At 74.8% G+C, this 14,118-nt stretch carries 18 protein-coding genes; 15 read left to right on the top strand and 3 right to left on the bottom strand.

All coding sequences use genetic code 11. The features are described from left to right. Window positions 1–48: 48 nt before the first annotated feature. Entirely contained in the window at window positions 49–258 is a 210-nt protein-coding gene (locus tag GC722_RS08170; protein ID WP_197429904.1) for a hypothetical protein, read from the top strand. A 3-nt stretch (window positions 259–261) separates the two neighbouring features. Here GC722_RS08170 and GC722_RS08165 read toward each other — a convergent pair whose 3' ends face one another. Then, on the bottom strand, window positions 262–879 hold the full coding sequence (locus GC722_RS08165) for an ACT domain-containing protein (protein WP_156609812.1): 618 nt from the start codon (window positions 877–879) through the stop codon (window positions 262–264). 191 nt (window positions 880–1,070) lie between these two features. Here GC722_RS08165 and gatC point away from each other — a divergent pair, with 191 nt between their 5' ends. The 4 genes from gatC to GC722_RS08145 are packed head-to-tail and all read left to right on the top strand — an operon-like array spanning window position 1,071 to window position 4,913. Beyond that, window positions 1,071–1,367 carry an Asp-tRNA(Asn)/Glu-tRNA(Gln) amidotransferase subunit GatC gene (gatC, locus tag GC722_RS08160; protein WP_408609299.1) on the top strand — a complete coding sequence of 99 codons (297 nt, stop codon included), beginning with the start codon at window positions 1,071–1,073 and terminating at the stop codon, window positions 1,365–1,367. Beyond that, complete coding sequence (gene gatA / locus GC722_RS08155) at window positions 1,367–2,875, top strand: Asp-tRNA(Asn)/Glu-tRNA(Gln) amidotransferase subunit GatA (protein WP_156609468.1); 1,509 nt, start codon at window positions 1,367–1,369, stop codon at window positions 2,873–2,875. The genes gatC and gatA overlap by 1 nt, the downstream gene beginning before the upstream one ends. Continuing rightward, window positions 2,872–4,365: an Asp-tRNA(Asn)/Glu-tRNA(Gln) amidotransferase subunit GatB gene (gene gatB / locus GC722_RS08150; RefSeq protein WP_156609467.1), complete on the top strand. Its 1,494-nt coding sequence runs from the start codon at window positions 2,872–2,874 to the stop codon at window positions 4,363–4,365. The genes gatA and gatB overlap by 4 nt, the downstream gene beginning before the upstream one ends. After that, window positions 4,362–4,913: a DUF6886 family protein gene (locus GC722_RS08145; protein WP_156609466.1), complete on the top strand. Its 552-nt coding sequence runs from the start codon at window positions 4,362–4,364 to the stop codon at window positions 4,911–4,913. The genes gatB and GC722_RS08145 overlap by 4 nt, the downstream gene beginning before the upstream one ends. A gap of 9 nt (window positions 4,914–4,922) precedes the next feature. On the opposite strand, the gene GC722_RS08140 is transcribed toward GC722_RS08145, so the two are convergent. Both GC722_RS08140 and GC722_RS08135 read right to left on the bottom strand, forming a co-directional pair. After that, on the bottom strand, window positions 4,923–5,096 hold the full coding sequence (locus tag GC722_RS08140) for a hypothetical protein (RefSeq protein WP_156609465.1): 174 nt from the start codon (window positions 5,094–5,096) through the stop codon (window positions 4,923–4,925). Window positions 5,097–5,137: 41 nt separating this feature from the next. Continuing rightward, entirely contained in the window at window positions 5,138–5,779 is a 642-nt protein-coding gene (locus GC722_RS08135) for a TIGR03085 family metal-binding protein (RefSeq protein ID WP_331714542.1), read from the bottom strand. Between the two features lie 88 nt (window positions 5,780–5,867). Here GC722_RS08135 and hisI point away from each other — a divergent pair, with 88 nt between their 5' ends. The 10 genes from hisI (at window position 5,868) to lgt (ending at window position 14,092) form a co-directional block, all read left to right on the top strand. Continuing rightward, window positions 5,868–6,224: a phosphoribosyl-AMP cyclohydrolase gene (gene hisI, locus GC722_RS08130; protein ID WP_331714541.1), complete on the top strand. Its 357-nt coding sequence runs from the start codon at window positions 5,868–5,870 to the stop codon at window positions 6,222–6,224. Window positions 6,225–6,233: 9 nt separating this feature from the next. Next, entirely contained in the window at window positions 6,234–7,757 is a 1,524-nt protein-coding gene (locus tag GC722_RS08125; RefSeq protein WP_156609464.1) for an anthranilate synthase component I, read from the top strand. Then, entirely contained in the window at window positions 7,754–8,416 is a 663-nt protein-coding gene (locus GC722_RS08120) for a Trp biosynthesis-associated membrane protein (protein WP_156609463.1), read from the top strand. Before GC722_RS08125 ends, GC722_RS08120 begins: the two co-directional genes overlap by 4 nt. Before the next feature lie 20 nt (window positions 8,417–8,436). Continuing rightward, window positions 8,437–8,661 carry an HGxxPAAW family protein gene (locus tag GC722_RS08115; protein WP_231747705.1) on the top strand — a complete coding sequence of 75 codons (225 nt, stop codon included), beginning with the start codon at window positions 8,437–8,439 and terminating at the stop codon, window positions 8,659–8,661. A gap of 13 nt (window positions 8,662–8,674) precedes the next feature. Continuing rightward, the gene (gene trpC, locus GC722_RS08110) at window positions 8,675–9,481 is read left to right on the top strand and encodes an indole-3-glycerol phosphate synthase TrpC (protein ID WP_156609461.1); all 807 of its coding nucleotides are present in this window, start codon (window positions 8,675–8,677) and stop codon (window positions 9,479–9,481) included. Between the two features lie 109 nt (window positions 9,482–9,590). Then, the gene (gene trpB, locus GC722_RS08105; protein ID WP_331714540.1) at window positions 9,591–10,835 is read left to right on the top strand and encodes a tryptophan synthase subunit beta; all 1,245 of its coding nucleotides are present in this window, start codon (window positions 9,591–9,593) and stop codon (window positions 10,833–10,835) included. Then, complete coding sequence (gene trpA / locus GC722_RS08100; RefSeq protein WP_331714539.1) at window positions 10,832–11,689, top strand: tryptophan synthase subunit alpha; 858 nt, start codon at window positions 10,832–10,834, stop codon at window positions 11,687–11,689. Before trpB ends, trpA begins: the two co-directional genes overlap by 4 nt. Then, window positions 11,689–12,324 (top strand): SCO family protein, encoded by a 636-nt coding sequence (locus GC722_RS08095; RefSeq protein WP_156609460.1) that lies wholly within the window; start codon window positions 11,689–11,691, stop codon window positions 12,322–12,324. Before trpA ends, GC722_RS08095 begins: the two co-directional genes overlap by 1 nt. Continuing rightward, complete coding sequence (locus GC722_RS19210) at window positions 12,321–13,097, top strand: DsbA family protein (protein WP_156609459.1); 777 nt, start codon at window positions 12,321–12,323, stop codon at window positions 13,095–13,097. The genes GC722_RS08095 and GC722_RS19210 overlap by 4 nt, the downstream gene beginning before the upstream one ends. Then, window positions 13,094–14,092, top strand: coding sequence for a prolipoprotein diacylglyceryl transferase (gene lgt / locus GC722_RS08085; RefSeq protein ID WP_331714538.1), 999 nt, complete (start codon window positions 13,094–13,096; stop codon window positions 14,090–14,092). Before GC722_RS19210 ends, lgt begins: the two co-directional genes overlap by 4 nt. The last annotated feature ends 26 nt before the right edge of the window (window positions 14,093–14,118 follow it).

The following is a 14,118-nucleotide window of genomic DNA, read 5'->3' as shown; positions in this document are numbered from 1 at the left end:
GCAGCCGGTCGGCCCCGCGGCGCCGGCGCGTCGGTCTAGGCTGGCGGCGTGCCGAAGATCTTCTCCGACCTCAACCTCAACGGCTCCACGCCGGCGCAGGTGCGCCCGGGGCTGGGGGACTGGGGGCCGGAGCTGGTGCCGAGCACCCGCAGCAAGAAGCGGGCCCGCTGGCTCGTCGTGCTCGTCTTCGTGCTGGCCGTGGCCGTGGTGGCGGGGGTCTACTGGTTCCTGGTCAGCCAGCTCACCACCGGCAGCTGAGGCTCAGCCGGCGGCGAGCCCGGCGAGGTGCTTGAGCCGGGCCATCTCCGAGGCCAGGAAGCTGGGCCCGCCCTGGCGCCCGATCACCAGCGTGCGGCTGTCGCCGACCGGGGCCATGGCCACCGTGGTCTCGCCCCAGGAGGGCAGCCAGTCGGCGGCGAGCTCGACGCTGTGGGTCTGATCGACCGGCTCCAGCGCCCGCACCCCCTCCTCGGTGAGGTCGGGGGCCATCTCGGTGGCGAAGGCGACCGTGCGCGAGCTGGTGTCGAGCAGCAGCGCCCAGTGGCAGTGGAAGACCAGCGGCGCGGACTCGGTGAGGATCTCCGGCGCCTGCTCCGGGGACTGCTGCATCCGCTCCAGCGCCTCGATGTCGGACTCCAGCCCGCCGCCCTCGGGGTAGCGGGAGAACCAGAGCACCCGGACGCCCTCGATGGCGGTGCAAGCGCTCACCAGGTTGTCGGGCATGGCGCCGTTGGGCAGCGTGAGCATGAAGTCGTCGACGGCCTCGCCGTCCTGCTTGCCGACGATCTCGACCGAGCGGATGTCGGCGCCCACGGTACCGACGGCACTGGCCACCGCCCCCAGGGATCCGGGGCGGTCGGGCAGCGACACTCGCATCAGGAACACGGGGACATTCTCAACCATCTTCGCTACGACGGTGTAACCCCCCACTGGGCGGGACGCGCACCCGGCGGCGCCCGTCCCGGTCCCCTAGGATGGGTCGCCGGGCCCAGGGTCCGTGGCTGCGCCCGGACCCGCACGCCCCGCGGTCCCGCCCCGAGGACCACCGAGCACGACGATGGGAGCACCTGGTGGCGCTGACACCCGAGGACGTGGCCAAGCTGGCCGCGCTGGCCCGGATCGACCTGACCGGGGAGGAGCTGCAGCACCTGGCCCCCCAGCTCGAGGGGATCCTGGAGGCCGTCGCCTCGGTGCAGCAGGTCGCCGACGCCGACATCCCGCCGACCTCGCACGCGCTGCCGCTGACCAACGTCTTCCGCCCCGACGAGGTGCGTCCCTCGCTGCCGCGCGAGGACGTGCTGGCCGGGGCACCCGCCGCCGAGGAGGACCGTTTCCGGGTCCCGCGGATCCTGGGCGAGGAGGCCTGATGAACGAGCACCTGCGCCGCAGCGCGGCCGACCTGGCCGCCGACATCGCCGCCCGGCGGATCTCCAGCGAGGAGGTCACCCGGGCCCACCTGGAGCGCATCGAGGCCGTCGACGAGGAGGTCCACGCCTTCCTGCACGTCGACGGCGAGCGCGCCCTGGCCGCGGCCCGGGACGTGGACGCCCGCGTGGCCGCCGGGGAGCCGGTCGGCCCGCTGGCCGGCGTCCCGCTGGGTCTGAAGGACGTGCTGACCATGCGCGGGGCCCCCACCACCTGCGGGTCGAAGATCCTGCAGGGCTGGCACCCGCCCTACGACGCCACGGTCACCCGCCGGCTGCTGGAGGCCGGGCTGGTGGTGCTGGGCAAGACCAACATGGACGAGTTCGCGATGGGCTCCTCCACCGAGAACAGCGCCTACGGCCCCACCCGCAACCCCTGGGACACCAGCCGGATCCCCGGCGGCTCCGGAGGCGGCTCGGCGGCCGCGCTGGCCGCCTTCGAGGCGCCGCTGACCATCGGCACCGACACCGGCGGCTCGATCCGCCAGCCGGCCGCGGTGACCGGCACGGTGGGCGTGAAGCCGACCTACGGCGGCACCTCCCGCTACGGCCTGGTGGCGCTGGCCTCCAGCCTGGACCAGCCCGGGCCCTGCGCCCGCACGGTGCTCGACGCGGCCCTGCTGCACGAGGTGATCGGCGGGCACGACCCGCTCGACTCCACCTCGATCGACGCCCCCGTGCCGGACGTGGTCGGCGCGGCCCGCTCCGGCGACGTCACCGGGCTCAAGGTGGGCGTGGTCCGCGAGCTCGGCGGGGCGGGCTACCAGCCGGGCGTCCAGCAGCGCTTCGACGAGGCGGTCGCGCTGCTGTCCTCCCTCGGTGCGGAGGTGGTGGAGGTGTCCTGCCCCAGCTTCGAGCAGGCGCTGGCCGCCTACTACCTGATCCTGCCCAGCGAGTGCTCCTCCAACCTGGCCAAGTTCGACGCCATGCGCTTCGGGCTGCGGGTCGGCGACGACGGCAGCCGCAGCGCGGAGGAGGTCATGAACCTCACCCGCGAGGCCGGCTTCGGCGACGAGGTGAAGCGCCGCATCATCATCGGCACCTACGCCCTCTCCAGCGGCTACTACGACGCCTACTACGGCTCGGCGCAGAAGGTGCGGACGCTGATCGTGCGCGACTTCGCCGCCGCCTTCGAGACCGTCGACGTGCTGGTCTCACCCACCACACCGACCACCGCGTGGCCGCTGGGGGAGCGGGTGGACGACCCGCTGGCCATGTACGCCGCCGACCTGTGCACCATCCCCAGCAACCTGGCCGGCAACGCGTCGGCCTCCTTCCCGGTCGGGCTCGCCCCCGAGGACGGGCTGCCGGTGGGGCTGCAGGTCATCGCCCCGCCGATGGCCGACGACCGGCTGTACCGGGTGGGGGCGGCGCTGGAGCGAGCCCTCACCGAGCAGTGGGGCGGCTCCCTGCTGGACCGGGTCCCCGAGCGTGCGGAGGTGTCGGCATGAGTGCCGCGGTGATGGACTACGACGAGGCGCTGGCCGCCTTCGACCCCGTGATGGGGCTGGAGGTGCACGTCGAGCTGAGCACGGCGTCGAAGATGTTCTGCGGGTGCTCCACCGCCTTCGGCGCCCCGCCGAACACCCAGACCTGCCCGGTCTGCCTGGGGCTGCCGGGCGCGCTGCCGGTGGTGAACCGCACCGCGGTCGAGTCGGCCATCCGGATCGGGCTCGCCCTCAACTGCTCCATCGCGGAGTGGTGCCGGTTCGCCCGGAAGAACTACTTCTACCCGGACATGCCGAAGAACTACCAGATCTCGCAGTACGACGAGCCGATCGCCTTCGACGGCTGGGTCGAGGTCGACGTGGACGGGGAGCCGTTCCGCATCGAGATCGAGCGCGCTCACATGGAGGAGGACACCGGCAAGTCGCTGCACGTCGGCGGGTCCACCGGCCGCATCCACGGCGCCAGCCACTCGCTGCTGGACTACAACCGCTCGGGCGTGCCGCTGATCGAGATCGTCACCAAGCCGATCACCGGGGCCGGCGCCCGCGCGCCCGAGGTGGCCCGCGCCTACGTGGCCCACCTCCGCGACCTGCTGCGCGCCCTCGGCGTCTCCGACGTCCGGATGGAGCAGGGCTCGCTGCGCTGCGACGCCAACGTCTCGCTGCGCCCGGACCCGGCCGCACCGCTGGGGACGCGCACCGAGACCAAGAACGTCAACTCGCTGCGCAGCGTCGAGCGGGCGCTGCGCTACGAGATCACCCGGCAGGCCGCCCTGCTGCGCGAGGGCACTCCGGTCACCCAGGAGACCCGGCACTGGCACGAGGACACCGGCACCACCACCGCCGGGCGCAGCAAGGAGACCGCCGAGGACTACCGCTACTTCCCCGAGCCCGACCTGGTGCCGGTCGCCCCGAGCCGGGAGTGGGTCGAGGAGCTGCGGGCCACGCTGCCGGAGCAGCCGCACCTGCGCCGCAAGCGGCTGCTCGCCGAGTGGGGCTACACCGAGCTGGAGATGCGCGACGTCGTGAGCTCGGGCGCGCTGGAGCTCATCGAGCAGACCGTGGCCGCCGGGTGCGCCCCCCAGGCCGCCCGCAAGTGGTGGGTGGGCGAGCTCGCCCGCCGCGCCAACGAGACCGGCAGCGAGCTCGACGCGCTGCCCATCAGCCCGGCGCAGGTGGCCCAGCTCCAGCAGCTGGTCGAGGCCGGCACCATCAACGACAAGCTGGCCCGCCAGGTGATCGAGGGCGTGCTGGCCGGTGAGGGCGAGCCGGCCGAGGTGGTCGAGTCCCGCGGGCTCGCGGTGGTCTCCGACGACGACGCCCTGGGCGCGGCCGTCGACGCGGCCATCGCCGCCAACCCCGACGTGGCCGAGAAGATCCGCGGCGGCAAGGTGCAGGCCGCCGGCGCGCTGATCGGTGCGGTGATGAAGCAGATGCGCGGGCAGGCCGACGCCGCCCGGGTGCGCGAGCTGATCCTCGCCCGGCTGGGCTGACGACCACGCACGCGCGGGCGCCCGAGGGCGAGGTCTGGCACTTCAGCGAGGACCCGGGCATCACCTCGTTCGTCCCGCACGTGGCGGCCACCGCCCAGCAGCCGGAGGCCTACGTGTGGGCGGTCGACGGCCCGCGCTGCCCGGACTACTGGTTCCCCCGCGACTGCCCGCGGGCGATGGCCTGGCGGGTCCCCGGCTGCGACCCCGACCTGGCCGACCGGCTGCTCGGGCCGGGGGTGGAGCGGCTGCACGTCCTCGAGCACGGGTGGCTGCGGGCGCTGACCACCACGGTGCTGTGGGCCTACCCGTTCGCGGCGGCGGACTTCCGTCCCTTCGGGGACCCGCCGCACGCCCACGTGGCCGACCGGCCGGTCACGCCGCTGCGGGACCCCCACCGGGTGGGCGACCTCGTCGCGGCCCACGCGGGAGCCGGGATCGACCTCCGGGTGACCGGCGACCTGTTCGGCTGGTGGGAGCGGGTCGTGGCCTCCGGGCTCGGCTTCTCCGGCATCCGGCTGCGCCGCTCGCCCCGCTACCGCGAGGTCTGAGCGTCCGGCTCAGTCGCGGCGGTCGTCCTCGTCGGGCACCTCCAGGTGCTGCTCGGCCACGTCGGCCGGGTCCGCCTCCAGCGGGGCGGTGATCTCCTCGAGACCGTCCTCGGGGGCGTCGTGCACCGGCAGCGACTGCTCCAGGGCGTCGGCCTCGGGGACGTCGGGGGACGGGTTGGTCATGGTCGCTCCTCTCCTGCGGCGCTGGGCCGCGTGGTCGTCGGTCAGTGGCTGAAGTCGGCCCCGGCCAGCCGGGCCAGGGCCTCCTCCTCGCCGATGGCGCGCACCTCGCTCACCCGGCCGCGGCCGAAGGCGTAGAGCAGCAGCTCCGAGGGCTGACCCACCAGGGTCACGGTCTCGCTGCCCGAGGCCACCCGCAGCGGCTCCGCCGAGCCGTCCTCGCGCTCCAGCACCACCCCGACGGGGGACCGGCGGAAGGAGGCCCGGCCCAGCAGCTTGAGCCGCCGCCACAGCCAGTCCTCGGTGGCGGTGTCCAGCGGGCGGGGTCCGAGCGGCGTCGGGCCGGCGCGGCGGACGTCCTCGTGGTGGATGAAGAACTCCGTGGCGTTGGCGGGCTCGTCCACGCCCGGCAGCGCGAACAGCGAGAACCGGCTGGGGCCGCGGCGCACCTTGTCCACCAGCTCGGCGTAGGACCAGCGCTGCTTGGTCTCGTTCATCCGCTTCTCGGTCAGCCCCGCCAGCGGCCTGGCCACGATGCCGGGCGCCCCCAGCGGGTCGGTCTCGCGGACCCACAGGTGGGCGGCGAGGTCGTGGCTCGTCCAGTCCCCGCAGAGGGTGGGCGCGTCCGGGCCGACGCTGTCCAGCAGGTCGCACAGGGCCGCTCGTTCTGACTGGGCAAGATGCACCCTCGCACTCTAGGACACGCCCCCACCGGCGGTGCCCGCACCGCGGCACGACCCGTCCGGCCCGGCCGGCGCACGGCAGAATGGCCGGGTGAGCACCGACCTCGACGACCTCCCCGCGCTGCTGGCGACCAACGAGGACGGCCTGCTGCCCGCGGTGGTGCAGGACGCCGCCAGCGGCCGGGTGCTGATGCTGGCCTGGATGGACGCCGAGGCGCTGCGCCGCACGCTGACCACCCGCCGCGGCACCTACTGGTCGCGCAGCCGCCAGGAGTACTGGGTGAAGGGCGAGACCAGCGGGCACGTCCAGCACGTGCGCTCGGTCGAGCTGGACTGCGACCGCGACGCGCTGCTGCTGCGGGTGGACCAGGTCGGGCCGGCCTGCCACACCGGCGCGCCGTCCTGCTTCGACACGCACACGCTGCTCGCCGACGAGCAGCACCACTAGGCTGGCGCGATGCACATCGAGCCCAGCGTGGAACGCTTCCGCGAGCTGGCGCGCGAGGCCCGGGTGATCAGCGTGCACACCCGGCTCGCGGCCGACACCGAGACCCCGGTGGGTCTGTACGCCAAGCTGGCCGGCGGTCCCGGCAGCTACCTGCTGGAGTCGGTCGAGCACGGGGTGTGGTCGCGGTGGTCCTTCATCGGCGTCGGCTCGGTCGCCACGCTGACCGAGCGCGACGGCCGGGCCGTCTGGCACGGGCGCCCGCCCGTCGGGCTGCCCGAGGGCGGTGACCCGCTGGAGGCGCTGGCGCTGACGCTGGAGCGGCTGCACGGCCCCCGTCAGGAGGGGCTGCCGCCGCTGTCCTCGGGTCTGGTCGGCTACCTCGGCTACGACACCGTGCGCCGCATCGAGGACCTGCCCGACGGCAACGTGGACGACCTGGGGCTGCCCGAGCTGCAGTGGATGCTGATCTCCGACCTCGCCGTGCTGGACCACCAGACCGGCGAGGTGTGGCTGATCGCCAACGCGGTCAACTTCGACGACACCGACGAGCGCGTCGACGAGGCCCGCGCCGACGCGGTCGCCCGGATCGAGGCGATGGCCGCCCGGCTGGCGGAGCCGACGCCCTCGCTGGTGGCCGTCCCCGACGGGGAGTCCGAGCTGCGGGTGCACGACCAGCGCACCACCGCCGAGTACGCCGCGGCGGTCGAGGCGGCGGTGGAGGAGATCCGCTCCGGCGAGGCGTTCCAGGTGGTGGTCAGCCAGCGCTTCGACGTCACCACCACCGCCGACGCCCTGGACGTCTACCGGGTGCTGCGGCTGAGCAACCCCAGCCCCTACCTGTACCTGCTCCGGCTGGACGGCTTCGACGTCATCGGCTCCAGCCCCGAGGCGCTGGTCACCATCGAGGACGGCTGCGCCACCACCCACCCGATCGCCGGCTCTCGGCCGCGCGGCGCCGACCCCGTCTCGGACCAGGCGATGGAGGCCGAGCTGCTCGCCGACCCCAAGGAGCGGGCCGAGCACCTGATGCTGGTCGACCTGGCCCGCAACGACCTGGGCCGGGTCTGCGAGCCCGGCACGGTGGCGGTCACGGAGTTCATGCAGGTGCGCCGCTACAGCCACATCATGCACCTGGAGTCCTCGGTCTCCGGGCGGGTGCGGCAGGGACGCACCGCGCTGGACACCGTGCTGGCCTGCTTCCCCGCCGGCACGCTCTCCGGGGCGCCCAAGGTGCGGGCGATGCAGATCATCGACGAGCTCGAGGTGTCGCGACGGGGTCTCTACGGCGGCGTGGTCGGCTACTTCGACCTCGCCGGGGACGCCGACGTGGCCATCGCCATCCGCACCGCGGTGCTCCGGGACGGGATCGCCCACGTGCAGGCCGGTGGCGGCATCGTCGCCGACTCGGTCGCCGCCACCGAGGACGCCGAGTCCCGCAACAAGGCCGCCGCGGTGATGCGGGCCATCGCCCGCGCCGAGCGGATGACCCCGCTGGCCGCGAGCCGGCCCACGCCGGGCGGCGGGACGCCGTGAGGCCCTCGACCAGCCGCACGGTGAGCTGGGGCGGGATCGCCCTGGCCTCGGCCGTGCTGCTGGTCAGCGCCGGGCAGGACTGGGTCGCCGTCACCGCCGAGGGGGCGCGCACCGCGCTGACGGGGACGTCCACGACCGGTGGGCTCAGCCAGGCGCTCGCGGTGGTGCCCCCGCTGGGGCTGCTGCTCTCGCTGACGCTGCGCGCCCGCGGCCGGCGCGCGGTGGGGGTGCTGCTGGGACTGCTCGGGCTGGGTGCGCTGGTGCTCGGCGCGGCCCCGCCTCGGCCCTCCGACGCCGAGGTGCAGGCCGCGCTGAGCGCCGTCACGCTGGCCGACCGGTGGCAGACCAGCCCGACCGCCTGGCCGTGGGTGTTCGCCGCCGGCGGGCTGCTGCTGCTCGCCGCCTCGGCGCTGATGGTGGTGGCCGCGCCGGGCTGGCCCAGCCGGGCGGCCCGCTACGAGACCAGCAGCGCGGTCGACCCGGGCGACCCGGCGGCGGCGTGGCGGGCCCTGGACCGCGGCGAGGACCCGACCCGCGACGAGCCCGGCACCGCCGCGGCCACGTCACCGGACCCGATTGGCCGACTCGACCCCGGGGAGGACACAATGTCCCCAGCAGAGCCGGGCCTGCTGGACGACCGACGCGAGGGGAGACCATGACCGAGGCGGCAGAACGCTCCGTGCACAGCCATCCGAAGTACCACCACGGACGCTCACCGGCGGCCTGGGCGGGCGTGCTGCTCGGCCTGGTGGGGTTCGTGGTCGGCAGCATCGGCTTCCTGGTCGGACCCGACCCGGAGGCGATCGACCCCAACTGGCTGGTGATCGGCATCGGCGCCGCCATCGTCGTGGCAGGCATGATCGCCACCGTGGTGCTGCGCGCCGTCGGTCTCGGCAACGACTGACCCGGAGGCCCCGATGGGAGTGCTGGACGAGATCGTCGCCGGAGTCCGCGAGGACATGGCCGCCCGCAAGCAGCAGGTCGGCCTGGACGAGCTGAAGGAGCGCGTCCGCAAGCTCCCCAGCGCCCTCGACCCGCTGCCCACCTTCCGGGCGCCCGGGGTCTCGGTGATCGCGGAGGTGAAGCGGGCCAGCCCGAGCAAGGGCGCCCTGGCCGACATCGCCGACCCGGCCGCGCTGGCCCGCGAGTACGAGGCCGGCGGGGCGGCGGCCATCTCGGTGCTGACCGAGCGGCGGCGCTTCGGCGGCTCGCTGGCCGACCTGGAGCAGGTGCGGCGGGCGGTGGACATCCCGGTGCTGCGCAAGGACTTCATCGTCAGCGCCTACCAGCTCTTCGAGGCCCGTGCGGCCGGCGCGGACCTGGCCCTGCTGATCGTGGCCGCGCTCACCGACGACGAGCTGGTGTCGCTGATCGAGCGGGCCGAGTCGATCGGGCTCACCCCGCTGGTCGAGGCCCACACCGCCGAGGAGATCACCCGCGCGGCCGACGCCGGCGCCCGGGTGATCGGCGTCAACGCCCGCAACCTGCAGACCCTCGAGGTCGACCCCACCACCTTCGCCCGGCTGGCCCCGCGCATCCCCAGCGGCATCGTGCGGATCGCCGAGTCCGGGGTCCGCACCCCGCACGACGTCTTCGAGCTGGCCGAGGCCGGTGCCGACGTGGTGCTGGTGGGGGAGGCGCTGGTCACCGGCCGCGAGCCCCGCGCCGCGGTGGCCGACCTGGTCTCGGCCGGCGCCCACCCGGCCCTGCAGCACCGCGGCTGAGGTCCGCACCGGCCGCGGCGCGACCCGCCGCCCGCCCGGGTCGCCTAAGGTGGAGCGGATCGACCAACCCGGCACGACGCCGGGCCACCACCCAAGGACTGGAGAGAGCGTGACTGCGCGGAGCCTGCCCGACCACAGCGGCCACTTCGACCGCTACGGGGGCAAGTTCGTCCCCGAGGCGCTGCACGCGGCGCTCGGCCAGCTCGAGCGCGCCTTCACCGAGGCCAGCGCCGACCCCTCCTTCGGGCTGCAGCTGGACGAGCTGCGCCGCAGCTACACCGGCCGGCCGACGCCGCTGACCGAGCTGTCGCGGTTCTCCCGGCACGCCGGCAACGCCACCGTGCTGGCCAAGCGGGAGGACCTGAACCACACCGGGTCGCACAAGATCAACAACGTGCTGGGCCAGGCGCTGCTCGCCCAGCGGATGGGCAAGACCCGGCTGATCGCCGAGACCGGGGCGGGCCAGCACGGGGTGGCCACCGCCACCGCGGCCGCCCTGTTCGGGATGTCCTGCACGGTCTACATGGGCAAGGTCGACACCGACCGGCAGGCGCTCAACGTGGCCCGCATGCAGCTGCTGGGCGCCGAGGTGGTCGCGGTCGAGGCGGGCAGCCAGACGCTCAAGGACGCCATGAACGAGGCCATGCGCGACTGGGTGGCCTCGGTCGACCACACCCACTACCTGATCGGCACCGTGGCCGGGCCGCACCCCTTCCCGTGGCTGGTGCGCGAGTTCCAGCGGATCATCTCCACCGAGGCCCGCGCCCAGGTGCTGGAGCGCTACGGCCGGCTGCCCGACGCGGTCGCCGCCTGCGTCGGCGGCGGCTCGAACGCGATGGGCACCTTCGCCGAGTTCCTGCCCGACACCGAGGTAGAGCTGTACGGCTTCGAGGCCGGCGGCGACGGCGTGGACACCGACCGGCACGCGGCCACCATCAGCGGCGGACGGGTCGGCGTGCTGCACGGCATGCGCACCTACGTGCTGATGGACGACGACGGCCAGACCCGGGAGTCGCACTCGATCTCCGCCGGTCTGGACTACCCGGGCGTCGGCCCCGAGCACGCCTGGCTCGCCGACGCCGGCCGGGCCCGCTACCGGGCGGTCACGGACGCCCAGGCGATGGACGCCCTGCAGCTGCTCACCCGCACCGAGGGCATCCTGCCCGCCATCGAGTCCGCCCACGCCCTGGCCGGCGTGCTGCAGCTGGGCCGGGAGTGGGCCGAGACCCGTCCCGAGGCGCGGCCGCTGGTGCTGGTCTGCCTGTCCGGGCGGGGCGACAAGGACGTCACCACGGCCATCAGCTGGTTCGGGCTGGACGGCACGGCGGACACCACGGCAGGAGGCGACCAGTGAGCGCGACCCAGGACCGGCTCGGCACCAGCGGCCGCACCCTGCGGGCCTGCCGCGACGAGGGCCGCGCCGCCCTCGTCGGCTACCTGCCGGTGGGCCACCCCGACGTCGAGACCTCGGTGCGGGCGATGACCCGGCTGACCGGCGAGGAGGGGCGCCCCGGCGTCGACCTCGTCGAGATCGGGATGCCCTACAGCGACCCGGTGATGGACGGGGTCACCATCCAGCGGGCCACCACCCGGGCGCTGGCCCGCGGCGTGCGCACCCGCGACGTCTTCCGCGCCGTCGAGGCGGTCGCGGCCACCGGCACCCCGGCGCTGGTGATGATCTACTGGAACCTCGTCGAGCAGTACGGCGTCGACGCCTTCTGCCGGGACCTGTCGGCCGCCGGCGGCGCGGGGCTGATCACGCCCGACCTCACCCCGGACGAGGCCGGGCCCTGGCTGGAGGGCTCCGACGCCCACGGCCTGGACCGCGTCTTCCTGGTCTCGCCGTCGAGCACCGACGAGCGGCTGGCCAGCACCGTGGACGCCTGCCGCGGCTGGGTGTACGCCACCTCGGTGATGGGCGTCACCGGAGCCCGCGCCCAGACCTCCACCGCCGGACCGGAGCTGGTGGCCCGGGTCCGGGCCCACGACCCCGAGACCATGGTCGGCGTCGGGCTCGGCGTCTCCGACGGCGCCCAGGCCGCCGAGGTGGGCGGCTTCGCCGACGCGGTCATCGTCGGGTCGGCCCTGGTGCGCACCCTGCTCGACGCCGAGGACGCCGGCCGTCCCGACGACCTGACCGGGCTCGGCGCCGTGGTGGACGACCTCGCCGCGGGGGTGCGCTCCGGGCGCACCCAGCCGATCGGCTGATGCGGCCCCGGCTGCCCGCCCGCGCGGTGACCGGGGTGCTGCTGTCGCTGGCCCTCACCCTCACCGGCTGCGGCGCAGCGCCCGGGCCGCAGGCGGAGCCGGCTCCCGCCCGCTACTCCGGCACCTGGCTGAGCGAGGGCTACCCGGTGCCCGACGCCACGCTGACCGACACCCAGGGCCAGCACTTCAACCTGCGGACGTCGCCCTCCAAGCCCGTGGTGCTGGTGTTCTTCGGCTACACCTCCTCCACCACCCGCTGCGCGCAGGTGATGACGACCATCACGAAGGCCCGCGAGCTGCTGCCGGACCACCTCGCCGCCAAGGTGCAGGTGGTCGTGGTGAGCATCGACCCCGAGCGCGACACCCCGGAGGTGCTGCGCCACTGGCTGGACCGCTGGGACGGGTCCTACCTCGGGCTGCGGGGTGACCTGGACGAGGTCCGCGAGGTCGCCGGCGACCTCGGGGTCGAGATCGGCGGGCGGCAGCAGGGCGGGCACGGCGACTACGAGATCGCCCACGGTGCGCAGGTCGTCGGCGTCGACCGGGAGCGGCGGGCCCGGCTGGTCTGGCTCGAGGGGACCTCCGCCGACGTGCTGGCCGCCGACCTGGAGACCTTCGTGGAGGAGCAGCTGTGAGCGCACGGTCCACCCGGCGACGCCCCGCCGGCCCCGGCGGGTCCGCCCGCAACGCCCGGCTGCGGGCCGACGCCGCCGCCCGCCAGGCCGCGGCCCGCCGGCGCCGGCTGCTGGTGCTGGCCGCGGTCGCCGTGGCCGCCGTCGTGGTGGTCGCGCTGGCCGTCGTGCTGGGCCAGCGGCCGGGTGGCGGGGGAGCGGCGGCCGGGGAGCTGGTCGTGCCGCAGCCGGTGCCGGCCGCGGAGCGGGCGCCGCAGCCGCTGGCCCCGGGTCGTCCCGTGCTGCTCGGCGGCGGGGACGGCGCGCGCACCCTGACGGTGTGGGCCGACTTCTCCTGCCCGCACTGCGCCGACTTCGCCACCGGCTACCGCGACGTGCTGCACGAGGCGGTGGCCGCGGGCCACGTGCGGCTGGAGCTCGCACCGCTGACCTTCGTCCAGCCGCCCGCCTCGGTCCGGGCCGGGAACGCCTTCGCCTGCGCCACCGAGGCCGGCTTCGGTCCCGCCTACCACGACGCCCTCTTCGCCAGCTGGCGCGCCGACTGGGACGACGAGGTGCTGCTCGCCCTGGCCGAGCAGGTCAGCCCCGGGCTGCCGGAGTCGTTCACCCGGTGCGTCCGCGACACCGGCGCCCAGTCCTACCTCGACTCCGTCGACGCCGCCTCGCGGACCGCCGGGGTCGAGGCGACCCCCACGGTGCTGCTCGACGGCGCCCCGCTCGACCTCGCCACCACCACACCGGCGAGCCTGGCCGCCCAGCTGCAGGAGACCCCGTGACCGAGTTCTTCATCCCCAGCCCCTCGCAGGGCACCTGGTACCTCTTCGGCTTCCCCGTCCGCGCCTACGCGCTCTGCATCATGGTCGGCATCGTCGTCGGCTGGGTGGTCGGCTCCCGCCGGTGGGCCGCCCGCGGCGGGCGGCCGGAGACCCTGGAGACGGCCGTGCTGGTCGCGGTCCCGCTGGGCATCGTCGGTGCCCGGATCTACCACGTCCTCACCGACGCCCAGCTCTACTTCGGCCCCGGCCGGGACCCGGTCCGCGCGCTCTACATCTGGGAGGGCGGGCTGGGCATCTTCGGCGCCGTCGCCCTCGGCGCCCTGGGTGTGTGGCTGGTGGCCCGGCGCCGCGGCGCCAGCTTCCTGGCCATGGCCGACGCCCTCGCCCCCGGCCTGGTGCTGGCCCAGGCCGTCGGACGGGTGGGCAACTACTTCAACCAGGAGCTGTTCGGCGCGCCCACCACGCTGCCCTGGGCGCTGGAGATCGACGAGGCCCACCGGCCCACCGGCTACACCGAGTTCGCCACCTTCCACCCGACCTTCCTCTACGAGCTGCTGTGGAACCTCGGGGTGTGCCTGCTGCTGATCTGGGCGGGGAGACGGTTCCGCCTCGGCCGCGGCAAGACCTTCGCCCTCTACGTCGTGCTCTACGCGCTGGGCCGGTTCTGGATCGAGGCGCTGCGGATCGACCCCGCCAACGAGTTCGGCGGGCTGCGGCTGAACAACTACACCACCCTGGTGCTGCTGGTCGGCGGCCTGCTGTGGCTGGTCTGGCTGCTGCGCTTCCGCCCCGGCCTGGAGGACTCCGTCGAGCCGGGCGCCCCCTCGACCGACGCCGAGGCCGAGCAGCCGGCGCCCAGCCGGGCGGTCCGGGACGAGCCGGCGGGGGACGAGCCGGCGGGGGAGGAGCCGGCGGGAGCGCGGTCGAGGCCGGAGATGGACGAGCCGGAGGAGGACGCGACCGACGGTCCAGATCCGTCCGCCGGTCGAGGCTGAGTCGCGGCGACTCCTATACTCGCTCC

The sequence above is a fragment of the Auraticoccus cholistanensis genome (assembly GCF_009742705.1).
Taxonomy (GTDB): domain Bacteria; phylum Actinomycetota; class Actinomycetes; order Propionibacteriales; family Propionibacteriaceae; genus Auraticoccus; species Auraticoccus cholistanensis.
This window is presented reverse-complemented; position numbering and strand designations above follow the sequence as displayed.